Raw genomic sequence first — 22,347 nt, 5'->3', positions numbered from 1 at the left:
TAAACCCTCCCAAAGAAGGGCCTACTAATTTCAATTTCCCAAAGGAACCCGGACACCAAAAAGGTGCCACGGGGATTTGGCATTTGACAATGTGCACGCTGTTGAGTTCTCAAAGATCGGACGCTCCCGAACCGATCCAGTTCTCAGAACCAGACCCTGCCCGGGGCAACTTCACTAACTTAGCACTTCCCGCCGCGTTGTCAAGTCCGTGTTCTTCGCTGCAACCGAAGTCGCCAAAAGAACCCGAACCGATCGTTGCGGGAGTGGTTTTACATCTTACGCTGCAGTGACAGAAACGCCAGAGGCATTTTTGTTTCTGAGGTGTGATGGCCCCCACTTGAGGCCCAGAAGCACTTCGGCTTTCCGGCACCTTTGGGGTGACGTGTAGTTACACTACGGAGGTCTTGGCGAGAATGCAAATCGACTCTCGAACCCCCGAGAACACCCGTCAGCTGCCCCGGTAGGTCGAGTAGGCGAAGGGGCTCAGGAGAAGGGGGATGTGGTAATGCTCAGCCTCCTCGGCCAACACGAACGACACCGACACTTCGGGGTAGAAGACCCGTTGCCCCGTCGCTCCGAAGTACGCCGCGGTGTCGAAGGTCACTCGGTACGTGCCCGCCGACAACAGGGCCGGACCGAGGGAGGTGGCGCGACCGTCGTCGTCGGTGAGGGCGGAGGCCACGGGCATCCAGACTCCGTCGACGGAACGATCGAGAACGACCGGCACCCCCGACGCCGGGTGCCCCAGGGTGGAATCGAGAACGTGCGAGGTGACGTGGCTCCGGATCATGACAGCTGCTCCACGGACGTTTCCAGGCGGAGCAGGGCGATGTCGGCCAGTTCGGAACCCACGATCTGAAGCTCTGTGGCATCGTCGAGCACCATCCGGCGTCGCAGTTCACCAAGGATTTCAGCGCGGGTGCGCCCTTTCGCCCTGACCAGGAAAACCCGGCCGAAGAGGTGCTCGTAGTCGGCATTGCCCTCGGCGATCTGCGCGTTGACAACCGCGTCGTCTGCATCGGTCGACGCCTGCTCCTCCCGGGAGAAGTTCTCTGCCGCACCCTCCCCCGTCGGCTTCTCGCCGATCCGCGGGTGTCCGGCAAGCGCCTCAGCCACCTCGTCGGGACTCAGCGGTGTCGCAGCGTGCCGGGCTTTCGCCAGAAGGGCGTCGACCGAATCGTAGGGCGCGGCATCCACCACCTCGTCCACCCAGCGCGGAACCGCCAGGCACGGGACGAGCAGCTCACGGAGCTCGGACGGTTGCAGGTTCAGCAGGGTGACCTCCTGGTCGACAGACGGTGTCTTCAGCTTAGAGCGGGTCGGGGCACCGACACCTACGATGAACGGGTGAGTGACGAATGGCGCATGGCCGGGATGCTGCTCGCCGCCGGAGCGGGCCGTCGGATGGGCATGCCGAAGGCCCTGGTTCAGACCGAGGGCGGCGAGCCCTGGGTCGTGCGCGGCATCCGGGTGCTGCTGGATTCCGGATGCTCGCCCGTCGTCGCCGTTCTGGGGGCAGGCTCGCGCGAGGCCGCGCAGCTGCTCGCGGCCGCGTTCGGCGACGAGCCGCGCCTCATCGTGCAGCGTGCAGACCGCTGGGCCGAGGGGATGTCGGAGTCGCTCCGGGCCGGGATCGACGCCCTCTCCTCGCTCGAGCTCGACGGTGTCATCGTGACGTTGGTCGACACCCCCTCGCTCCGACCGGAGACCGTCGAGCGCGTCAGATCTGCGGCCGGGGCCGTGGACGGCGAGCGGGGCGGGGCGCTCGTACAGGCGACGTTCGACTCGCGCCCCGGGCATCCGGTGTTCATCGGCCGGGCGCACTGGGCGGATCTCTGCGCGGGCCTCGCCGGAGATTCGGGCGCCCGGGCCTACTTGCGCTCGCGCGACGCGCTCTCGGTGGAGTGCTCGGATCTCGAGACCGGCGAGGACATCGACAGCGTGGAGACCGTTCGGCCGTGAGGCAATCCTCGGGTCAGGACCGGTGTTCGAGTTCGTCGAGCCCGCCGTAGAGACGGTTGATGGAGGCGATCCGGGTGCGGCTGTCACGAGCGGCGACCGCAAGACTCTCCGTCGCGAGCAGGGCGACGAGGCTGTTGGCGGCGGCGTAGCTGTCTACGGCGAGCACGCTGTCGACGGGGCACTCGAGGTGGACCGCGACACGGCCCGAGTGACGCCGCGCCGAGCTGTCGGCGAGCAGCACGACCGGAACCCGGAGATCGGACGCGACATCCAGCACCCTGCCGAACCCGCTCGGGCGACGACGGAAACCGACGAGCACCACGGCGTCACCGTCGGTGAGCCCGGCCAGTTCCTCGCCGATCGACTGGCCGGGCTGCGGGGCGAGCCGCACATCGTCGAACCCCAGGACGAGTTGTTGGCGGAGGTGCAGCGCCACCGGATACGAGTTGCGGAGACCGATCACGACAATGCGGCGCGCGCGACCGAGGAGGGCTGCCGCCTCGCCGAGTCTGCCGTCGGAGACGGTGGTGAGCATCGCCGCAAGGTTCGACTGCTCCTGTGCGAGGTGGGTGTCGATCGCCGAGGAGCGCTCGGCGTCGAGGGTGACACCGCCGAGCGGAATCCCCTGGCTGCGGAGAGCCCGCGCGTGGTCCCGCACCTCCTGCGCATCGGCGAAACCGAGGCTGCGGAAGAGTCTGCTGACCGTGGCCTTCGAGACGCTGCTCAACCGGGCGATCTCACTCGCGTTGTAGAGCGCGAGGTCATCGAGATGGGCGAGGATGACGTCGGCGGCGCGCTGCTCCTGCGGGGAGAGTTCGGCGTAGCTCTCATCGATGCGCTGGCCGATGGGCGCGTCGGGAACGGCCGGGCGCAGCATCAGGCCGGCGGGGTGGCGGCCGGGGCGGCGGCGTCGGCGGGGGCGGCGGGCGAGCGCGGCGTCTCGGCTGCGACGAGGGCGAGCACGGCCGCTTCGAACGCGTCGGTCGCCGCCGCGACATCCGCTGCGAGCACGTGCTCGTCGGGGTGGTGGCTCACACCTCCCCGACAGCGGATGAAGAGCATCGCGATCTCGGTGACCGCGGCCACGGCCATCCCGTCGTGTCCCGCGCGGCTGAGCAGGAACAGCGGATCGGCGTTGCCCGTGCGGGCGATTCCCGCGGCGACGGCGTCCCGAAGCCGTGCGCTACAGGCCACGGCCGGCGCGCTGTGGGTCTGCCTTGCGTCGACGGTCAAACCGCGACGATCGCAGATCTCTGTCAGGGCATCACTGATCTGCTTCCAGACCCCGTCGCGGTCGGCATCGGACTCGGCGCGCAGGTCGAGGCTCAGCTCCACCCGGCCGGGGATCACGTTCACGGCGTTGGGGAAGACCTCGAGGTGGCCGACGGTCGCGATGATGCCGGCGCTCCGGGCCGTGGCTTCGATGACGGTCACGATCTCTGCGGCGCCCGCGAGCGCATCGTGCCGACGCTCGAACGGGGTGCCCGAATGACCCGCCCGGCCGTTGACGGTGAGGGAGAACCGCCGTGCACCGGCGATCGTGGAGACGATACCCAGTGCGTGGCCTGCCTCTTCGAGGTACGGACCCTGCTCGATGTGGGCTTCGAGATAGCCGACGAGGTCGTCCGGCTGCCGGGCCGCGGCGCCGAGGGCGTCCGGGTCGAGTCCGAACGCCCGATAGGCCTCGCGGAGGGTGATGCCCTGTTCGTCGGTGAGGTCGAGCCAGGCGGGGTCGCTGGTTCCGGCGAGCGCTCGACTGCCGAGCAGGGCGCGGCCGAAGCGGGTTCCCTCCTCGTCTCCGAAGGCGACCACTTCGAGCGCAACGGGGAGCCGGATACCGCTGGCGTGGATGCGGTCCACCGCCGCGATGGCGATGAGCACCCCGAGGATGCCGTCGTACCGCCCGGCGGAGGGCACCGTGTCGAGGTGCGATCCGAGGAGCAGGGCCGGCAACCCCGGGGTGCTGCCCTCGAGGCGGCCGCACTGGTTGCCCGCGGCATCCTGCCAGGTGCGCATGCCGGCCTCGATCATCCACTGGCCGGCGAGTGCATTGACGGCGCGGTGCTCAGCGGTGAGGTAGACCCGGCGGATCAGGCCACCCGGCAGGGTGCTGTGAGCGGCGAGCTCGTCGCAACGCGCGAGGAGGGAGAGCGCGCCGGTGCGGTCGAGAGTCGCCGAGGTCACGGGGTGGCTCCGGATGCGGCACCCGTGTCTGTGTCTGCGTCTGCGTCTGCGTCTGCGTCTGCGTCTGCGTAGAAGTCGTAGGCCGCGCCCACTCCCCCGCCGGCGGTGACCGTCGCGCCCGCCCGGCGCAGCACCTGTTCGAACGCCGCGAGTGTCGTCAGCACGGTGTCCTTCCGGGCGTTGTAGCCCATCGTGCCGATGCGCCAGACCGTGCCGTGCAGGGGGCCGAACGACGTGCCGATCTCGATTCCGAAGTCGTCGAGCAACTCTCCGCGCACCGCGTCGCCCGAGACCGAGTCGGGGATGTACACGGCCGTCACGTTGTTCATCTTGTGCGAGAGGTCGCCGAAGATCTCGAGCCCGAGACCCTTCAGGCCCTCGAGCATGGCTCCCCCGTGCATCCGGTGCCGCTCGACGGCGTTGCCGATACCCTCGTCGACGAGCAGCCGGGCGCATTCGCGAGCGCCGTAGAGCATCGAGGTGGCCTCGGTGTGGTGATTCAGGCGCTTGGCGCCCCAGTAGTCGAAGATCATGGCCAGGTCGAAGTAGTTCGACCGGATGGGGGCGCGGAGTACCTCGTCGCCTTCCGAACGGATGCCCGCCTCGATGCTCTTCCGTGAGTTGATGAGCTCGACGGCGCGGGGCGAGAACGTTGCGGGAGCCGATCCACTGGGCCCTGCGAGGCATTTCTGGAGTCCCGCGGTGACCGCGTCGAGACCCCAGGCGTCGGTCTCGAAGGCATTGCCCGCGAGGGAGGCCGTGACATCGGTGTAGAAGATCACGTCGTGCTCGCGGCAGATCGCGCCGAGTTCGTCGAGGGGCTGCGCCATGGTGGTGGAGGTGTCGCCGTGCACGACAGCGAGGATCTTCGGCTTCGTCTCGCGGATGGCCTGCTCGATCTGCTCGGGGGTGAAGACCTGGCCCCATTCGACCTCGCGCACGTGCACCTCGGCTCCGCAGCGCTCGGCGATCTCGCGGAGCAGGTGACCGAATCGACCGAAGATCGGCACGAGCACACGATCGCCCGGCTCGATCATGCTCACGAGCGCGGCTTCGATACCGGCCCGGGAGGTTCCGTCGACGAGGAGCGTCTGCTCGTTTTTGGTGCCGAAGACCTCACGGTAGAGGCCCATCGTCTCGGTCATGTACGCGGTCATCGCCGGGTCGTACTGCCCGAGGAGCTCGGCCGACATCGCCCGCAGAACCCGGGGATCGGCGTTGATCGGGCCCGGGCCCATCAGGAGGCGCGACGGTGGGTTGATGGGCTGGCTGCTGATGGGGTGCTCCTCGCGCGCTGTGGATGTCTCTGAGTCAAGTGTTTCAGAAAACCAGCATATGCAACAGGTGTTTCACCGGTGTTACGGGAACGACCCGTGGCTCAGTTCGAGATCGCGGCGAAGTCAGCGACCCGGATGCGGGCATGGACACCTTTCACGATGTCGACCACCTGCGAGATGTTGAAGTCGGTCGCCGCGCTGAGGTAGGCATAGGCGAGGTGCGGCTCCATCCCGTAGCGGGCACCCAGCAGAGAGATGGCCGCGCGTACGCAGTGCTCGACCGCTTCGTCGAGGTCGACGCTCATTCCTGTCGGCACCAGGAACTCGCGGGTCTCGGCGAGCGGGCCGACGAGCGCGCCGAACTGCCGCAGGGCATCCGACTGGCTGAGAAGCTCGAAGCGCACGGTCACCCGCAGCGACGCCTCCATTGCGGTGAGCGCCACCTCACCGTCACCCTGGGCGAAGTGGGGGTCACCCACATAGGCGAGGGCGCCGGCCACCTGTACCGGGAGGTAGAGCGAGTTGCCGGCGGTCAGCAGGTTGATGTCGATGTTGCCGCCGTGCGCACCGGGCGGGACGGAATGCGGCCGCGTGTCGCCGGCGACCGCGACACCCATGATGCCGAGGAAGGGTGCCAGCGGGAAGCGCACGATGTCCGGGCCCCCCGGGGTGACGGGCAGAACGCCGACCAGGCGGCCGTCGGGGTCTTCGTCGACGCGCGAGAACACACTGACGGTGCCGAGGCTCGCCGGATACTCACCCGGCAGCGCACCCTTGCCGTGCCGGTTGGAGATGACACCGTAGGGAACGCGGGGCAGCGCCTCGACAAGCGTCATCTTCAGCAGGTCGCCCGGCTTCGCCCCGCGCACCCGGATCGGGCCGGTCACCACGTGCGGGCCGTCGGCCGCTCTGTCGCGAGGGTAGTCGGAGGCCGCAATCGCGATCGCGTCGTCGAGGATGTGATGACGCTCGACGCCGTGCCCCTGGAAGTACCGCAGCGGATCCCGGCCCTGGTCTTCGAGGATGCCCTCGTGGCTGAGGGTGTCGATGGTGACCTCGTCGCCCGACTCGATCTCGAGCACAGCTTCGTCCCGGGCGCAGGGTAGGCGGCCCCAGAGCACATTCCGGCCGGTTGCAGGCAGATAGTGTGGGGATCGAATCGCGCCGGCGTTCGGCTGGAGCGGGTCAAACTGCATCTTCCACTGCCCTTTCGTCGACCCTTCGAGAGTACTGCGCGCCGAGTGCCGCGCTGACAAGGAATCCCCGTGCCCAAGCGCCTCGCCCGTAACATCCCGAACCTCCACCTCGCCCTCATGCTCGCGCTCACCTTCTCGACAGGCGTGGTGGATGCCGTCGGCTATCTGGGGCTCGACCGGGTGTTCACGGGCAACATGACGGGCAACGTCGTCATTCTCGGCATGGCGCTGGCCGGAGCCGACGGGCTGCCGGTCATCGGGCCGGTGATCGCCCTGCTCAGCTTCATGCTCGGCGCCGTGATCGCCGGGCGGGTGCTGCGGCCGGTCACAGACGGCTGGACCCATCGGAGCACCTCGCTGCTGACCGCGGTCGCCGTCATCATGGTGGGACTCGCGGTCGCCCTGTTGGTCTACGGCGGCACGCCCCCGCAGCCCCAGGAGTACATCGTGACGATGTTCCTCGCGATCGCGATGGGGATCCAGGCCGGCACGGCGCGGCACATCGGGGTGAAGGATGTCACCACTGTGGTCGTGACGTCGACCATCACCGGGTTCGCCGCCGACTCGCGCCTGGCGGGTGGGAAGGGGCAGCCGTGGTTCCGGCGGGCCGCGGCCATCGTGCTGATCGCTGCCGGCGCCGGGGTGGGAGCGCTGCTGCTTCGCCTCGGACTCGGCTGGGGCGTGTCGCTCTCGGCGCTGATCACGGTGGTCGTGGCCGTGCTCGGCCACGTCGGCGCCCGCTACTCGGCGAAGGAGCCGGAACTGCGCGCTGCGTCGAAGCCGGTCTGAGCGACCGATCCACCGAAAACTGTCGCTCTGAGGCAGGTCAAACGACAGATTTCGGTGGATCGAGTCAGGGAATGTGGGGACGGGCCGGTGACGGGGCGGCGGCGGCGCAGGTCAGACGCGAGGGCGGCGGAGCTTCTGGCAGTGGGGGCAGAAGTGGGAGGAGCGGTTCATGAAACGCTCGCGCACGATGAGGTGGCTGCAACGCGGGCACGGCTTCCCCTGCTGCCCGTAGGCGTTCAGGCTGTGCGAGAAGTACCCCGAGGCACCGTTGACGTTGACGTACTGGGCGTCGAAACTCGTGCCACCCTCGGCGAGGGCCTTCGTGAGCACGAGACGCACCTCCGCCAGCAGATGCCTGACGACCCGCGGGCCGAGAGACGAAGTCGGCTGCTCGTAGTGCAGTTTCGCCGCCCAGAGTGCTTCGTCGGCATAGATGTTGCCGATGCCGCTGACGAGTGTCTGGTCGAGAAGAGCGCGCTTGATGCCGGTGTTCTTGCGCTTCAGGGCCGCGAAGAATGTCGTCTCGTCGAACGCCGGGTCGAGGGGGTCGCGAGCGATGTGCGCGACCTGGCTCGGGATGAGCACCGCCCACTCCGGTTCGAGCAGGGCCGCGCCCGCGAATCCGGCGGCTCGGCCATCCGGTGTCGGAACGAGCTCGTCGACGGCCATCGAGCCGAAGATGCGCTGGTCGACGAAGTTCACCCAGAGCTCACCCTGCACCGGATGCTCGATGCTGACCCGGATGCGGAGCAGCCCGTCTTCGATCGCGCCCGGCGCCCGCAGCAGCACCTGCCCGCTCATGCCGAGGTGCGTCACGAGGGCGCGGCCCGAGGAGAGCGGGAACCACAGGAACTTCCCGCGGCGCACAGCTGCGAGTATCCGGTGCCCGGAGAGCAGGCTCTCGAACGGGCCGGCGAGCGCGCTGTGCCGCTTCAGGGAGCGCACGTCGAAGACCTCGACGCCGGTGATCAGCGAGCCGGTCACGGCGGGTTCGAGACCTGCGCGCACGACCTCGACTTCGGGGAGCTCGGGCACTACGTCGCCTGCTGCGTCGCAGGTGGCGAGGCAGGCGGCGTCAGAGGGGCGGCCGGTTGCTGGCGAGAAGGCGCGAGCAGCAGGCACGCCCGGCGGGCCGCGATCGACTCGGCCTGCTTCTTGCTCGACCCCTCGCCCGTCGCGGTGACGAGAGAGCCGACAGTGACCGTCGCGACGAAGGTCTTGCGGTGGTCGGGACCGCTCTCGGCGATCTCGTAGACCGGGGCAGCGTCGCCCAGGGTGGCTGCCAGCTCCTGCAGTTCGGTCTTCGGGTCCATCGATTCGCCGAAGGTCTCCGGGTTCGAGATGAGCGGCTCGACGAGGCGCAGCACCAGGGCGGTGGCGACGTCGCCACCGAGCCCGAGGTACGTCGCACCGATGAGCGCCTCGACCGTGTCGGCGAGGATCGACGCCTTGTCCCGGCCCCCCGTGAGGTCTTCGCCCTTGCCGAGCAGGATGAACTCTCCCAGCCCGATGGACCGGCCGATACCGGCCAGAGCCACCGTGCTGACGAGGCTCGCGCGCCGCTTGGCCAACTCGCCCTCGCCCCGCTCGGGATAGCGGGTGTAGAGCATCACTGTCACGGCCTGGCCGAGGATCGAGTCGCCGAGGAACTCGAGGCGCTCATTCGTGGGCACTCCGCCGTTCTCGTACGACCAGGAACGGTGGGTCAGTGCAAGGTGCAGAAGATCGTCGGGGATCTCAACCCCGAGGATCGAAAGAAGGTGCGCCCGATCGGGTGCTGCAGCCGTCTTGCTCACTGCCTCACTCCGATCGAACGCACCCCGTCAGACATCGCCGGAAACCCGGCGGCAGATCCCTTCGCGTCGCCCAGCGGGCGAGCCAGAGGAAATGCTAGACGTCAGCGACCTTGCGGCCCTTGTATTCAAGGAACAGCGCGGTGCCAGCGGAGTCTTCGACAACCTTGGCGCGGTGCGGCAGGCTGTAGGTGGTCTTGCCGTTCTCGATCGTCTTCACCAGGGTCGGCGCGGTGGCCTTCCACTGGGCACGACGCATGCGGGTCGAGGCCCGCGACATCTTTCGCTTCGGTACAGCCATGAGCTAACTCTTTTCTCTCTCGGTGGGGCTCGCAGACGGAGTCGCACCGTCGGTTGCCGTGTCTGTGGAAGCTTCTGGGAGTGTTTCAGCGTGCGCACCCGAACCACTCGGGCTCAGCAGCCCGGTCAGCGCCGACCAGCGGGAATCGAATTCTTCCTGCGGGGCACGCTCGGGCAGGTCTTCCAGCCGCTCACCCGTGACCGGGTCGAGTCCTGGGCAATCTGGCCGACAAACCGGCTGAAACGGGAGTGCGAGAACAACCGCATCCCTGATCAGTGGCTCGAGGTCGATGTGATCGGCCTGAACCTCGTAATCAAAAGCTTCGTCAAGAGAATACGCGAAAAGCTCCGCAAACTCGACTCGAACCGGCAATTCGATCTCCCGGAGGCAGCGACCGCACTCTCCGGAGGCCTCGGTGTCGACCCTCACGGTGGCCAGGATGCCGTCGTGGAGGCTCTCCAGCCGGGCATCGATCTCGAGTGTCGCCCCTGCCTGCACGGCAACGAGGCCCTCGCCCATCTTCTCCGGCACAATGATGTCGAGCTGGCGTTCGCGGAGCTCGCCGGGCACGTGCATCAGGTCCCAGACACTGACCGTGAACGGGGTTTTGTTGAATTTGCTCACTGCGAGAGCTTACCCTGCCTCGGCGGGTGGTCGGCGGGTGGTCGACCGGTGCCTGCTGCCGGCACGTCAGGACCGCGTGGGGTTTGCCTCGCGAATGGCGTCGGCCTCGGCCCGGAGGAGATCGGCGATGGTGCGCACGGCGAGCCGTTCGGCGCGGTCAGGACGCATCAGGGCGTAGATGTGCCGCTCGGCGCGCATCCCGGAGAGCGGCTTCAGCGCGACGCGCGGCAGGGAGTCCGAGGTGAGATACGCGCCGCCGGCAGTGTATCGGGGCAGGATCGCGACGCCGAGGCCCGACGAGACGAGCGCCTCAGTGACGCGGGTGTCGGCGAACCGCTGCACGATGTTGACGGGCGCACCCGCCGCTGCCGAGATGTCGTAGAGGGTGCGTTCGAACGGGTATCCCCAGGGGACGCCGATCCACTGCTCGCCGATCAGGTCCGAAGGGCTGACGCTGGCCTGGTCGGCGAGTGGATGCCCGGGGGGAAGTGCCACGTCGAGGGGCTCGGTGATCAGGTGCACGATGCTGAGGCCCCGCCCGTACCAGAGCGAGGGCGGGCGCGATGGCGCGTGGGCGACCACGATGTCGAAGTCGTTGGTGAGGTCGGGGAAACCCTCGGAGACGGGGTCGCGGTCGCTCGCGTGGAGGGTCAGGCCGGACTGCCCGGCGAGCCGGTGCAGCACCCCGGGCAGGAGCATCTGGCCGCCGGTCGGAAAGGTCGCCAGCGACACTTCGCCCGTGGGGTCGTGGCGGAACTCGTCCCAGAGCGCATCGGCGCGCTCGAGGGCGATGGCGACATCCGTGGCGCTCCGGGCGAGGGCCCGGCCGGCGTCGGTGAGCACGATGCCGCGGCCGGCCTTCTCGGTCAGGGGAAGGCCGGCCTCGCGCTCGAGCACGCGCAGCTGCTGTGAGACGGCTGAGGGCGTGCGGTGGGTCGCTCGGGCGACCTCGGTGATGCTGCCGCGCTCGGCGAGTTCCCGGAGCAGTTCGAGCCGGCGTACGTCCATGTAGGAACGCTACCGGTTCAGGCTGCGACCGTGTGGCCCGTCTGCCGCCCCCTCCGTCAGGCGTGCACCGCGATCGACGCGAACGCCTCGTCGAAGATGCCGAGCGCCTGGGCGACCTCCGCATCGGTCACCACGCAGGGCGGCACGACGTGCAGCCTGTTGTCGGCGAACATCGGGAGGAGCCCGAGGGAGAGCAGCTTCGCCTTCAGCGCACCGATCGTCGCAGCCGGAAGGGGCTCACGCGTCTCGGGGTCGGCGACCAGGTCGAGCGCCCAGAAGACACCGATCCCGCGCACCTCGCCGATGGCCTCGTGCTTCTCGGCGAGCGCGCGGAGCCCGGGGCCGAGCACGTCGCGGCCGATGCGTTCGGCGTTGGCCACGATGCCCTCGGCTTCCATTGCATCGAGGGCTCCGACGATGGAGGCCATGGCGAGTGGATGCCCGGAATAGGTCAGACCGCCCGGGAAGACGGTGTCGTCGAACGCTTCAGCGATGTACGGCGGGATGATGACGCCGCCGACCGGCACGTAACCCGAGTTGACGCCCTTCGCGAAGGTGATGAGATCGGGCACGACGGTCTCGCCCTCGACATCGCCGAGCGCCTGGAACGCGAACCAGCCGCCCGCCCGCCCGAACCCGCACATCACCTCGTCGAAGATGAGCATGATGCCGTATTTGTCGCAGAGGCCGCGCACTCCGGCGAGGTAGCCGGGCGGCGGCACGAGGATGCCCGCGGTGCCGGGAATCGTCTCGAGCACGATGGCGGCGATCCCCGACGCCCCCTCGGAGACGATCACCCGTTCGAGGTGGTGGAGGGCCCGGGCCGACTCCTCCTCGGGGCTCGAGGACCAGAACTCGCTCCGGTACTCGTAGGGCCCGAAGAAGTGGACGTGGCCGCGAGCGTACTCGTTGGGCATCCGCCGCCAGTCGCCGGTCGCGACGACCGCCGCCCCGGTGTTGCCGTGGTAGGAGCGGTAGGCCGAGAGGATCTTGTCGCGCCCGGTGTAGAGCCTGGCCATGCGGAAGGCGTTCTCGTTGGCGTCCGCGCCGCCGTTGGTGAAGAAGACCTTGCTGAAGCCGTGGCCGGCCCGTTCGAGGATGCGCTGGGCGGCTCTGCCCCTCGCGAGGTTCGCCGCTGCCGGGGCGACGGTGGTGAGAACCTCGGTCTGCGCGCGGATGGCCGCGGTCACGGCCGGGTGCTGGTGACCGATGTTCACATTGATGAGCTGGCTCGAGAAATCGAGATAGCGGTTGCCGTCGAAGTCCCAGACGGTGCTGCCGAGGCCGCCGGCGATGACCATCGGCTTCAGCGCGGCCTGGGCCGACCAGGAGTGGAAGACGTGGGCGCGGTCGAGTTCGTAGGCGAGCTTTCCGTCTTCGGGGTTGAGATCCATGAGTGGTGCCTTCTTCGTGTCGAGTGGTGGGCTGGGCATCCGGTGCCTGCCGCATGTGGCGGCGACGACGGATGGCCAGCCCGGGGTCGTACGGACTATTACTTGCCGCCCTCGGTGAGGGTGACGGTGATGGGCTTGTAGGACGTTCCCGTGACGTCGACGCCCTCGGCCTTCAGCGCGTCGAGCGCCTTCTGCACGTAGGTGTTCGTGTACGCGTCGGAGTCGGGCGCCTTCGTGATGACGGTCGTGCCTTCGAGGTTCTTGGCCGTCATGGCGACGTCGACGGTCTGCTTCCAGGAGGCGTCGTCGATGATTCCCACACCGGCTGCCGACGGCCAGATGAGCTTGTTGATCTCATTGGTCTGCCAGAGCTGGTGGCTCGCGCCGAGCTGCGACCCCTTGGCCACGACGATGGCTGAAGCCTTCTCGGGGTTGTCGCGGGCGTAGATCCAGCCTTTGAGCGCAGCCGTGAGGAACTTCACCGTCTGGTCCTGGTAGGCCTGGTCGCTGTTGAGCTTCTCGGTGTTCGCCCAGATCGCGTCCTGGAGCATTGCGGTGCCCTCGGTGTTCCAGTCGATCACGTTGAGGTCGCTCGGCTGGTACAGCTTGCCGGTCGCCGGGTTCATGGTCTCGAGGATCTGCGCGTACTCGTTGTAGGTCTCGGCCTGCGCGGCGTCGATCGATCCGTCGAGGAGGCCCGACTCGTCGAACGCCTGCTGTACGAGCTTGACGTCTGTCGCGGGGTCGAGACCCGCCTTGGTGATGCCGGCGAACATCTCGAACTCGTTGCCGTAGCCCCAGTTGCCGACGGTCTTGCCCTTGAGATCGGCGGCGGTCGTGATGTTCTTGTCGGCCATCGACACCTGCAGGGTGCCCGACTTCTGCAGGATCTGGGCGACATCCGTGATGCCGGCGCCCTGCTCGCGCGATGCGAGCGCCTTCGGAACCCAGGCCACGGCGTAGTCCACGGCGCCGTCTGCCAGCTGGGTCTGCGGAACGATGTCCGTTCCGCCTTCGACGATGGTGACGTCGAGGCCCTCGTCGGCGAAGTAGCCCTGGTCGAGGGCGGCGTAGTAACCCGCGAACTGCGCCTGCGTGAACCACTGCAACTGCAGCTTCACGGGGGTCAGGGCTCCCCCACTCGAACTGGCGGTGTCGCCGGTACCCGACGAGCTCGAGCATCCGCTCAGGATGAGGGCTGCCGACGCGGCGATGGCTGCCGCGCCGAGGGTGATGCGTCTGCTGTGCTTCATCTTTCCTCCGTTGATCTGTGTGCTGGACGGGTGGTGCGGTGAAGGTGGTGCGGTGGTGGTGCAGGTGGAACGGTGGTGCGGTTAAACGTTCTCAGGCCCTGCGGCGGCTCGCGAGCCGTTCGAGCAGCAGAGTGACGCCGTAGAAGACGAGGCCCAGGATGATCGCGCCGAACACGTAGGCCCAGGCCCGGGGGTAGGCGCTGTTCGCCGCGGCGGAGGTGATGCGGGAGCCGAGACCGTTCTGCAGCCCGCCGAAGTACTCCGCGACGATGGCGGAGATGACGCCGAGCGGTGCCGCGATGCGGAGCCCCGTGAAGATGAACGGCACGGCCCCCGGGAGCGTGACCGTGCGGGTGAGCTGCCAGTTCGAGGCGGCATAGGCCCGCATCAGGTCACGGTGCACCGGCCGCACCTGGCGGAGACCACGGAGCGTGTTGATGAAGATCGGCGCGAAGACGACGATCAGCACGACGACCCGCCGGGGCGTGTCGGAGGTCGATCCGAACATCGTGTTCAGGATGGGCGCGAGGGCGACGATGGGTACGACGGCGACGGCCGCGACGATCGGCACGATCATCCGGTCGAAGATCGTGACCCGCGAGGCGAGAAGGGCGAGAACGACGGCAAGGACACCGCCGAGCACGAGCCCGATCAGCGCATTCAGGCCGGTTGCGAGCAGCGAGGACCAGAGCAACGGGAAGACGATGACGATCTGGCCGACGATGTCGGTCGGGCTCGGCAGCAGGTACGGCTTGATGTCGAAGGCGACCACGGCGAGCTGCCAGACGAGCAGGAAGGCCACGCCGAGCACGACCGGGGGAAGCACCGAGCGCGCGACGGATCGCCCTGCGGCCCCTCGGCCGGCGCCCGCTCCGCCGGCGGACGGATCGGTGGCCATGGCGGCGGCGGAGACGGTGGTCGTCATCGGAGATCCGCGCCGAGGGGGGCGACGGGGGACCCGTGGAGCGCTTCCCGCACGGCGGTCACCCCGGCGAAGAACGCCGGGTTCTCGCGGAGGGAGTCGCTGCGCGAGGTACCCGCACCGAGATCCACCGACACGATGTCGACGATGCGGCCCGGTCGCGGTGACATCACGACGACCCGGTCGGAGAGGAACACGGCCTCGGGGATGGAGTGCGTGACGAAGACCACAGCGGCGCCCGTCTCGGAGCAGATGCGCACGAGCTCCTGCTGCATTCGCTCGCGTGTCATCTCGTCGAGGGCACCGAACGGTTCGTCCATCAGCAGCAGTTTCGGCCTCTCGGCGAGCGAGCGGGCAATGGCCACTCGCTGCTGCATTCCGCCCGAGAGCTGGTCGGGGAAGCGGCTCCTGAAGTCTGTGAGCCCGACGAGTTCGATGAGTTCCTCGGCTCGGGCGGCGCGCTCGGCCTTGCCCACGCCGTGCAGTTCGAGCGGCAGCTCGATGTTCGCCTGCACGGATCGCCACGGCAGGAGCCCCGCGCTCTGGAACGCGATGCCGTACTCCTGGTCGAGCCTGGCCTGCCGGGCGGTCTTGCCGAACACGAGGATCTCGCCGCTGGTGGCGGAGTCGAGATCGGCGATGAGCCGCAACAGGGTGCTCTTGCCGCAGCCGGAGGGGCCGATGAGGGAGACGAACTCGCCCGGGGCGACCGTCAGGTCGATGCCGGTGAGCGCCTGCACCTCGGCACCCTTCGCCACCGTGAAGATCTTGCCGGCCGCACGCACGGAGATGGCCGGGAGCACCTCGGAGGGTGCGGGGGTGGTGGTGCGGGCAGTGTCGGTCACGATGCCGCTTCCTGTCTGTTGAAACGTCTGAGAGTCAGTCCGATCAGTGCCACGATGCCCGCCGAGACGAGCCCGAGCACGACGGCCCCGGCGATCGGTGCGTAGGCCTTGGCGGGATCGGACGTACCCGACTGCGCGAATTCGATGATCATGCGGCCGATTCCGCCCTTGTACCCCGTCGAGACCTCGGCCACCACCGTGCCGACGATGGCACTCGCCGCTCCGAGCCGGAGAGCGGGAAGCAGGTAGGGCACGCTGGCCGGCAACCGGAGTTTCAGGAGCGTCCGGAACCAGCCGGCGTTGTAGCTGCGCATCAGTTCGACATGGATCGTGTCGGGCGACTGCAGCCCTCGGAGTGCACCGACGGCCACCGGGAAGAACGCCAGGTACGAGGCGATGACGGCCACGGACATCCACCGGTCCCAGGAGAAGGCGCCGATCTGGATCTTGCCACCCCAGGCGACGATCACCGGCGCGAGGGCGATGAGCGGCACGGTCTGGCTGAGGATGAGCCAGGGCAACACGGCACGCTCGGTGACCTGCAGCCGCTGCATGAGGAGAGCAATGAGGAAGCCGACCACCGAGCCGATCGCCCAGCCCACCGCCGCGACGCCGAGGCTGGTGAGCGCCGCGCCGATGACCGCCACCCAGACCGGCGGGGATCCTGCGGACGTGTTCACCGGCTCGATCGCCCGGGACAGCATGTCGACCAGGTGCGGCATGGAGCGGTCGTCGGTCTTCGGCAGGATGCTCGTGTCGAACAGCACAACGCCGGTCGGCGGCCCGACCGCCTTGTAACCCTCCCAGAGCACCGCGAGCAGCACGACGCCGAGCAGGCCCCAGAGCAGGGCGCTCCAGCGACGGCGCGCCAGGCCCGCCCCCGTTGTCATCGTCATGCGGTCGCCGTGATGTGCTCTCGCATCGCGGGGATGACGGCTTCGCCGTAGACCCGCAGGGTCTCCTCTTTGTTGTCGTGCTGGAGGTAACCCGCGAACTGGTCGACGCCGAGCTCCTTCAGCGCCTTCAGCTTCTCGATGTGCTGGTCGGCCGTGCCGAGCAGGCAGAAGCGGTCGACGATCTCGTCGGGAACGAAGTTCGCGTGCTCGTTGCCGGCGAGGCCGTGCTGGTTGTAGTCGTAGCCCTGGCGCGCCTCGATGTAGTCGGTGAGCGCCTTCGGGACGTTCGAGTCGGTACCGTACTTCGACACGATGTCTGCCACGTGGTTGCCCACCATGCCTCCGAACCAGCGGCACTGGTCGCGCATGTGCTCCCAGTCGTCGCCGATGTACATCGGTGCGGCCACGCAGAACTTGATGGACATCGGGTCACGACCGGCCTTCTCGGCCGCATTCCGGACGGTCTTGATCATCCATTCGGCGATGTCGACGTCGGCGAGTTGCAGGATGAAACCGTCGCCGACCTCACCGGTGAGCTTGAGGGCGAGCGGGCCGTAGGCGGCGACCCAGACCTCGAGCTCGGAGCCGCGGCTCCAGGGGAACTGCACCGTCGCCCCGTTGTACTCCACAGCGCGGCTGTTCGCGAGCTCCCGGATCACGTGGATCGACTCCCGCAGGGTCTTCAACGTGGTGGGGGCACGGTTCGTCGTGCGCACTGCGGAGTCGCCCCGGCCGATGCCGCAGATCGTGCGGTTGCCGTACATCTCGTTCAGGGTCGCGAAGATGGATGCCGTGACCGTCCAGTCGCGGGTCGCGGGGTTCGTGACCATCGGCCCGACCTTGATGCGGTGGGTCTCGTTGAGGATCTGGCTGTAGATGACGTACGGCTCCTGCCAGAGCAGGTGGGAGTCGAACGTCCACGCGTAGTCGAAGCCGTGCTGCTCGGCGAGTTTCGCGAGCGCCAGCGTTCGCGACGCCGGCGGGTGGGTCTGGAGAACTGCTCCGAATTCCATGTTGTGCTTTCTGTCGAGGAGGTGGGGCTGAGTGACGTATGTGCAGCCGGGCGGGGACCGGCTGCGCAGAAAGTGGCTAGATCAGATACTGCGAGAGGCCGCGCTTGAAGTACTTGCCGTCACCCTTGGTGCCGAGGTATTCGTTGTCGTCGACGATGACCTTGCCGCGGGAGATGACGGTGTCGACGTGGCCGTCGATCTCGTAGCCCTCCCAGGCCGAGTAGTCCATGTTCATGTGGTGCGAGCGGCCCTCACCGACGCCGATCGAGGTGTGGCCGTTCGGGTCGTAGATCACGACGTCTCCGTCGGCTCCGGGCTGGATGACACCCTTCTTGCCGTACATGCCGAACATGCGGGCGGGCGTGGTCGACGTGAGCTCGACCCAGCGCGGCAGGCTGATCTCGCCCATCACGACACCCTGGTAGATCAGGTCCATGCGGTGTTCGACCGAACCGATGCCGTTCGGGATCTTCGAGAAGTCGCCGACCCCCATGTCCTTCTGCCCCTTCATGCAGAACGGGCAGTGGTCGGTGGAGATGACCTGCAGGTCGTTCGTGCGGAGCCCCTGCCACATGTGGTGCTGGTGGCCTTCCGCCCGCGAGCGCAGCGGAGTGGAACAGACCCACTTCGCACCCTCGAAGTCGCCCCATTCGGCGCTGGATGCACCCAGCTGCTCTTCGAGCGAGAGGTAGAGGTACTGCGGGCAGGTCTCGGCGAACACGTTCTGGCCGCGGTCGCGCGCGATGGCGATCTGTTCGACGGCCTGCTTGGCGCTCACGTGCACAATGTAGAGCGGCGCGCCGGTGAGGTTCGCGAGCATGATGGCCCGGTGGGTCGCCTCCTCCTCGGCCTGCCAGGGACGCGTGGTGCCGTGGAAGTACGGAGACGTGTCGCCGCGGGCCACAGCCTGCTGCACGAGCAGGTCGATGACGCTGCCGTTCTCGGCGTGCATCATCATCAGCGCACCGTTCTCACTCGCACGCTGCATCGCCTTGACGATCTGGCCGTCGTCGCTCAGAAAGACGCCCTTGTAGGCCATGAAGAGCTTGAAAGAGCTGACGCCCTCGTTCAGCAGTTCATCCATCGCCGTGAGCGAGGAGTCCTGCACATCCGAGAGGATCTGGTGGAAACCGTAGTCGATGGCGCAGTTGCCCGCGGCCTTCTGATGCCACGCCTGGTACTGGTCGAGGATGTTCTCGCCCGCGTACTGCACGACGAAGTCGACGATCGAGGTGGTGCCGCCCCACGCCGCCGCCCGGGTGCCGGTCTCGAACGTGTCGCTCGCAAAGGTGCCGCCGAACGGCATCTCCATGTGCGTGTGCGCGTCGATGCCGCCCGGGATGACGTACTTGCCCCGCGCATCGATGACCCGGTCGACATTGGCCGCGACGTCGAACCCGAGCAGGGCCGATCCGGGTGCCAGCACGGCCGCGATCGTCTCGCCGTCGATCAGCACGTCGGCGGTGGCGACACCTGTCGCGTTCACCACGGTGCCGTTGGAAATGAGTGTCTTCATCGGTTCAACTCCCTCGTTTCGGACAACCTACGGCTTGGGGATCGAGGTGTACGACTCAGGCCGGCGGTCGCGGTAGAACTGCCAGTCGTCGCGCATCTCCCTCACCAGGTCGAGCTCGAGGTCGCGGATCAGGATCTCTTCGTCGGTTCCGGATCCGCGTTCGCCCACGAAGTTCCCGCGCGGGTCGATCACCTGGCTGGTGCCGTAGAAGTCGACGGCGAGTTCGCCGTACTCGTTGTCTTCGCGGCCCACCCGGTTGGGCTGCATCACGAAGTAGCCGTTCGCGACCGCAGCGGCCGGCCCCTCGACCTCCCAGAGCCGGTTCGACAGCCCCGGCTTCGTGGCGTTCGGATTGAAGACCATGTGCGCACCGTTCAACCCGAGCTCCCGCCAGCCCTCGGGGAAGTGCCGGTCGTAGCAGATGTACAGGCCGATCTTGCCGACAGACGTGTCAAAGACGGGGTAGCCCATGTTGCCCGGGCGGAAGTAGAACTTCTCGAAGAACCGGTCGACGTGAGGGATGTGGTGTTTGCGGTACTTGCCGAGGATCGTGCCGTCGGATTCGACGATCACCGCGGTGTTGTAGTACACACCCGTGATGTCCTCTTCGTAGATCGGCAGGATGATGACGAGGTTCAGTTCCTTGGCGAGCGCGGCGAACCGCTGCACGATCGGCCCGTCGGCAGGTTCGGCGTAGCGGTAGTACTTCTTGTCTTCGGTGATTCCGAAGTAGGGGCCGTAGAACAGCTCCTGGAAACAGATGACCTGGGCGCCGTCAGCCGCCGCATCCCTGGCGAACTGCTCGTGCTTCTGGATCATCGACTCCTTGTCGCCTGTCCAGGTCGTCTGAGTGATCGCTGCGCGTACAACCGTCATTGGTGCAATTCCTCTCGAAGCCCGTTTTGTTATTATTGGTTCTGAACATTTCTCTCGTGTTTCAGACTGTGACGCAGGCGTAAAAATAAGTCAAGAGGTGTGGATGATCGACCAGATCGTCGAGGCTGTGGAGAACAGGACGCCCGAGGCCATCGCCGCGGCGGTGTCCCGACTGATCCGGTCGGGCGGCATCGCCTCCGGCGACCGGCTGCCCACCGTGCGGGACCTCGCGCGCGCCCTCGGGGTGAGCCCGGCGACCGTCTCGAGCGCCTGGCAGGCCCTCGCCGGGGTCGGCCTCATCACCTCCCGGGGCCGCGCCGGCAGCTTCGTGCTGAAGGCCGGCACGACCTGGATGCCCGCCCACTTCGCCGAACTCGCCGGCACCCATGTCGAGGCCCGCCTCGACCTCTCCTCCGGAACCCCCGATCCGGCCCTCCTCCCCTCCCTCGGCCTGGCACTTGCCCGCGTGCCCGCCCGGGCCGACACGTCGAGCTACCTCACCCAGCGGGTGCTGCCAGAACTCGAACGCCAGCTCCGGGCATCCTGGCCCTACTCACCTGAAAGCCTGACGATTCTCGACGGCGCACTCGATGCGGTCTCCCGCTCGCTCGAGATGGTGGTGCGCTACGGCGACCGCGTGCTCGTCGAAGACCCCTCCTTCCCGCCGTTCTTCGACCTCCTCGAACAGTTCGGGGCGGAGCGGGTACCCGTAGCCATCGACGAACACGGCATGCGGCCGGAAGCCCTGGCGCGGGCCCTCGCCACCAACCCGGCCGCGATCATCCTGCAGCCGCGGGCCCACAATCCCACCGGCGCATCGATGACGGCGAAGCGCGCCGAGGAACTCGTACGGGTGCTGCGGGCGCACTCGCACCTCACAGACCCGGTGATCATCGAGGACGACCACTCGGCCGAAATCAGTTCTGCACCGGCGCTCAGCCTCGGCTCGTGGCTGCCGCACCGGGTGCTGCACATCCGGAGCTATGCGAAATCCCACGGCCCCGACCTGCGGATCGGAGCCCTCGCGGGGCCGTCTGCGCTCATCGACCGTATCGTTGCGCGCCGAATGCTCGGGCCTGGCTGGACCTCGCGGATGCTGCAGGTGATCCTGTTCGAGTTGCTCACAGCTCCCGAGTCGGCGGCGCAGGTCGCCCGGGCACGCGACACCTACCGGGCGCGCCAGCAGGCTCTCGCTGCGGCACTCGGGAGCCACGGGCTCACTGTGGCATCGGCTGACGGCATCAACCTCTGGCTGCCGGTGCGCGACGAGAAGGCAGCCATGGTGTCGCTGGCCGCGAGCGGGATCCGAGTGGCTGCGGGCACCTCGTTCCAGTCGTCGACGGATCCCGGGGGCGGCCAGCGCGCGCACGTCAGGGTGACGGCGGGTCTCGTGCAGAACGACGTGCAGGAGGTTGCCGCTCTGCTCGCCGCGGCCGCCCTCGGGGAGGCGCCTCCCGGGGTGCTCCGGGCGGTCTGAGCACGCCCTCCCTGGTGCGCCGAGCCGGTGTCGGCGGGCGTCCCTAGACTGGGCGCATGCGCTTCGGAATCGTCATCCTCCCCCAAGACCCGTGGGCCGTGGCCCGCCCGAAATGGGAGGCCGCCGAACAGCTCGGTTTCGACCACGCGTGGACCTACGACCACCTCTCCTGGCGATCGCTGGCCGGCGAACCGTGGGGGGCGACGATGCCGACCCTCACGGCGGCCGCGACCGTCACCTCGCGCATCCGGCTCGGAACCTTCGTGTCGTCACCGAACTTCCGGCACCCCGTTCCGTTCGCGAAGGAGGTGGCGACCCTCGACGACATCTCAGGTGGCCGCTTCCTGCTCGGGGTGGGTTCCGGCGGAACCGGCTTCGACGCCTTCGTGCTCGGCCAGCAGGAACTCACGCCCCGCCAGCGCCACGAGCGTTTCGCCGAGTTCGTCGAGCTGACCGACCGGCTGCTGCGGTTCGAGGCGGCTCCGGATGTCCCGGGGGCGGCCGCATCATCCGGAATCACGTTCGACGGGGAGTGGTACACCGCCCGCGATGCGCGAATGGTGGGCCGGCCGGCGCAGGAGCCCCGCGTTCCCTTCGTACTGGCAGCAAACGGGCCGAAAGGGCTGGCACTCGTGAGCCGGTTCGGCCAGGGCTGGGTCACCACGGGGGCAGATGGCGCGGTTGGCGAAGAGTGGTGGAGCGCGGTCGAGACCCTGGTGCACCGGCTGGATTCCGCCGCGGAGGCGGAGGGTCGGGACCCGGCGACGATCGACCGGTACCTGTCGCTCGACTCGGGCGGTCAGGTGTCGTTGGCCAATGTCGGGGCATTCGAGCGGATGGTGGAGCGGGCATCCGCACTCGGCTTCACCGATGTCATCACGCACTGGCCGCGGGCCGAGGGCGTGTATGCCGCCTCGGAGGCCGTGCTCGAGGAGGTCGCGTCCCGGCTCGACGGCTGGCGCTGAGCCGGTGCGCCCGCGCGGCGCTCGGTTTCGTCGGCCGCAGCACAGGTGTGAGGATG

At 67.9% G+C, this 22,347-nt stretch carries 23 protein-coding genes; 4 read left to right on the top strand and 19 right to left on the bottom strand.

All coding sequences use genetic code 11. The features are described 5' to 3' along the window. Positions 1-448 precede the first annotated feature (448 nt). Together uraH and uraD are read right to left on the bottom strand one after the other, a co-directional pair. On the bottom strand, positions 449-790 hold the full coding sequence (gene uraH / locus B7R21_RS05450) for a hydroxyisourate hydrolase (RefSeq protein ID WP_116282213.1): 342 nt from the start codon (positions 788-790) through the stop codon (positions 449-451). Beyond that, entirely contained in the window at positions 787-1,266 is a 480-nt protein-coding gene (uraD, locus tag B7R21_RS05445) for a 2-oxo-4-hydroxy-4-carboxy-5-ureidoimidazoline decarboxylase (RefSeq protein WP_301182553.1), read from the bottom strand. The genes uraH and uraD overlap by 4 nt, the downstream gene beginning before the upstream one ends. 81 nt (positions 1,267-1,347) lie before the next feature. Here uraD and B7R21_RS05440 point away from each other — a divergent pair, with 81 nt between their 5' ends. After that, a complete protein-coding gene (locus B7R21_RS05440) occupies positions 1,348-1,962 on the top strand; it encodes a nucleotidyltransferase family protein (RefSeq protein ID WP_253259649.1) in 615 nt (204 codons plus the stop codon). A gap of 13 nt (positions 1,963-1,975) precedes the next feature. On the opposite strand, the gene B7R21_RS05435 is transcribed toward B7R21_RS05440, so the two are convergent. The 4 genes from B7R21_RS05435 to B7R21_RS05420 form a co-directional block, all read right to left on the bottom strand. After that, on the bottom strand, positions 1,976-2,839 hold the full coding sequence (locus tag B7R21_RS05435; protein WP_116282212.1) for a MurR/RpiR family transcriptional regulator: 864 nt from the start codon (positions 2,837-2,839) through the stop codon (positions 1,976-1,978). Further along, positions 2,839-4,146 (bottom strand): allantoate amidohydrolase, encoded by a 1,308-nt coding sequence (locus B7R21_RS05430; RefSeq protein ID WP_116282211.1) that lies wholly within the window; start codon positions 4,144-4,146, stop codon positions 2,839-2,841. Before B7R21_RS05430 ends, B7R21_RS05435 begins: the two co-directional genes overlap by 1 nt. After that, positions 4,143-5,384 (bottom strand): pyridoxal-phosphate-dependent aminotransferase family protein, encoded by a 1,242-nt coding sequence (locus B7R21_RS05425; protein WP_116282210.1) that lies wholly within the window; start codon positions 5,382-5,384, stop codon positions 4,143-4,145. Before B7R21_RS05425 ends, B7R21_RS05430 begins: the two co-directional genes overlap by 4 nt. A 140-nt stretch (positions 5,385-5,524) precedes the next feature. After that, positions 5,525-6,505: an acetamidase/formamidase family protein gene (locus B7R21_RS05420; protein ID WP_367379386.1), complete on the bottom strand. Its 981-nt coding sequence runs from the start codon at positions 6,503-6,505 to the stop codon at positions 5,525-5,527. Positions 6,506-6,688: 183 nt separating this feature from the next. Between B7R21_RS05420 and B7R21_RS05415 the strand changes: the two genes are divergently transcribed. Then, positions 6,689-7,408 (top strand): YoaK family protein, encoded by a 720-nt coding sequence (locus tag B7R21_RS05415; protein ID WP_367379385.1) that lies wholly within the window; start codon positions 6,689-6,691, stop codon positions 7,406-7,408. Positions 7,409-7,519: 111 nt separating this feature from the next. Here the strand turns inward: B7R21_RS05415 and mutM are convergent, their stop codons facing one another. The 13 genes from mutM to B7R21_RS05350 form a co-directional block, all read right to left on the bottom strand. After that, the gene (mutM, locus tag B7R21_RS05410) at positions 7,520-8,443 is read right to left on the bottom strand and encodes a bifunctional DNA-formamidopyrimidine glycosylase/DNA-(apurinic or apyrimidinic site) lyase (RefSeq protein WP_116282208.1); all 924 of its coding nucleotides are present in this window, start codon (positions 8,441-8,443) and stop codon (positions 7,520-7,522) included. Next, positions 8,443-9,204: a ribonuclease III gene (gene rnc / locus B7R21_RS05405; protein WP_116282207.1), complete on the bottom strand. Its 762-nt coding sequence runs from the start codon at positions 9,202-9,204 to the stop codon at positions 8,443-8,445. Before rnc ends, mutM begins: the two co-directional genes overlap by 1 nt. A gap of 94 nt (positions 9,205-9,298) precedes the next feature. Further along, positions 9,299-9,502 (bottom strand): 50S ribosomal protein L32, encoded by a 204-nt coding sequence (gene rpmF / locus B7R21_RS05400; protein WP_116282206.1) that lies wholly within the window; start codon positions 9,500-9,502, stop codon positions 9,299-9,301. 3 nt (positions 9,503-9,505) lie between these two features. Beyond that, positions 9,506-10,126, bottom strand: a complete 621-nt coding sequence (locus tag B7R21_RS05395) for a YceD family protein (protein ID WP_116282205.1) — start codon at positions 10,124-10,126, stop codon at positions 9,506-9,508. Positions 10,127-10,192: 66 nt separating this feature from the next. Next, a complete protein-coding gene (locus B7R21_RS05390; protein WP_116282204.1) occupies positions 10,193-11,134 on the bottom strand; it encodes a LysR family transcriptional regulator in 942 nt (313 codons plus the stop codon). A gap of 56 nt (positions 11,135-11,190) precedes the next feature. Continuing rightward, complete coding sequence (locus tag B7R21_RS05385; protein ID WP_116282203.1) at positions 11,191-12,528, bottom strand: aspartate aminotransferase family protein; 1,338 nt, start codon at positions 12,526-12,528, stop codon at positions 11,191-11,193. Between the two features lie 98 nt (positions 12,529-12,626). Further along, the gene (locus tag B7R21_RS05380) at positions 12,627-13,781 is read right to left on the bottom strand and encodes an ABC transporter substrate-binding protein (RefSeq protein ID WP_116282202.1); all 1,155 of its coding nucleotides are present in this window, start codon (positions 13,779-13,781) and stop codon (positions 12,627-12,629) included. 91 nt (positions 13,782-13,872) lie between these two features. After that, positions 13,873-14,706, bottom strand: coding sequence for an ABC transporter permease (locus B7R21_RS05375; protein ID WP_253259648.1), 834 nt, complete (start codon positions 14,704-14,706; stop codon positions 13,873-13,875). Next, positions 14,703-15,551 carry an ABC transporter ATP-binding protein gene (locus tag B7R21_RS05370; RefSeq protein WP_116282244.1) on the bottom strand — a complete coding sequence of 283 codons (849 nt, stop codon included), beginning with the start codon at positions 15,549-15,551 and terminating at the stop codon, positions 14,703-14,705. Before B7R21_RS05370 ends, B7R21_RS05375 begins: the two co-directional genes overlap by 4 nt. Then, positions 15,545-16,444 (bottom strand): ABC transporter permease, encoded by a 900-nt coding sequence (locus tag B7R21_RS05365; protein WP_116282201.1) that lies wholly within the window; start codon positions 16,442-16,444, stop codon positions 15,545-15,547. Before B7R21_RS05365 ends, B7R21_RS05370 begins: the two co-directional genes overlap by 7 nt. Further along, positions 16,441-17,457, bottom strand: coding sequence for a TIGR03842 family LLM class F420-dependent oxidoreductase (locus tag B7R21_RS05360; protein ID WP_116282200.1), 1,017 nt, complete (start codon positions 17,455-17,457; stop codon positions 16,441-16,443). Before B7R21_RS05360 ends, B7R21_RS05365 begins: the two co-directional genes overlap by 4 nt. Positions 17,458-17,533: 76 nt before the next feature. Continuing rightward, positions 17,534-18,973, bottom strand: coding sequence for a dihydropyrimidinase (gene hydA / locus B7R21_RS05355; protein WP_116282199.1), 1,440 nt, complete (start codon positions 18,971-18,973; stop codon positions 17,534-17,536). A gap of 27 nt (positions 18,974-19,000) precedes the next feature. After that, the gene (locus B7R21_RS05350) at positions 19,001-19,849 is read right to left on the bottom strand and encodes a nitrilase-related carbon-nitrogen hydrolase (protein WP_116282198.1); all 849 of its coding nucleotides are present in this window, start codon (positions 19,847-19,849) and stop codon (positions 19,001-19,003) included. A gap of 103 nt (positions 19,850-19,952) precedes the next feature. Here B7R21_RS05350 and B7R21_RS05345 point away from each other — a divergent pair, with 103 nt between their 5' ends. Together B7R21_RS05345 and B7R21_RS05340 are read left to right on the top strand one after the other, a co-directional pair. After that, a complete protein-coding gene (locus B7R21_RS05345; protein ID WP_116282197.1) occupies positions 19,953-21,326 on the top strand; it encodes a PLP-dependent aminotransferase family protein in 1,374 nt (457 codons plus the stop codon). A gap of 56 nt (positions 21,327-21,382) precedes the next feature. Then, complete coding sequence (locus B7R21_RS05340; RefSeq protein WP_116282196.1) at positions 21,383-22,291, top strand: LLM class flavin-dependent oxidoreductase; 909 nt, start codon at positions 21,383-21,385, stop codon at positions 22,289-22,291. The last annotated feature ends 56 nt before the right edge of the window (positions 22,292-22,347 follow it).

It is taken from the genome of Subtercola boreus (assembly GCF_003399625.1).
GTDB classification, from domain to species: Bacteria; Actinomycetota; Actinomycetes; order Actinomycetales; family Microbacteriaceae; genus Subtercola; species Subtercola boreus_C.
This window is presented reverse-complemented; position numbering and strand designations above follow the sequence as displayed.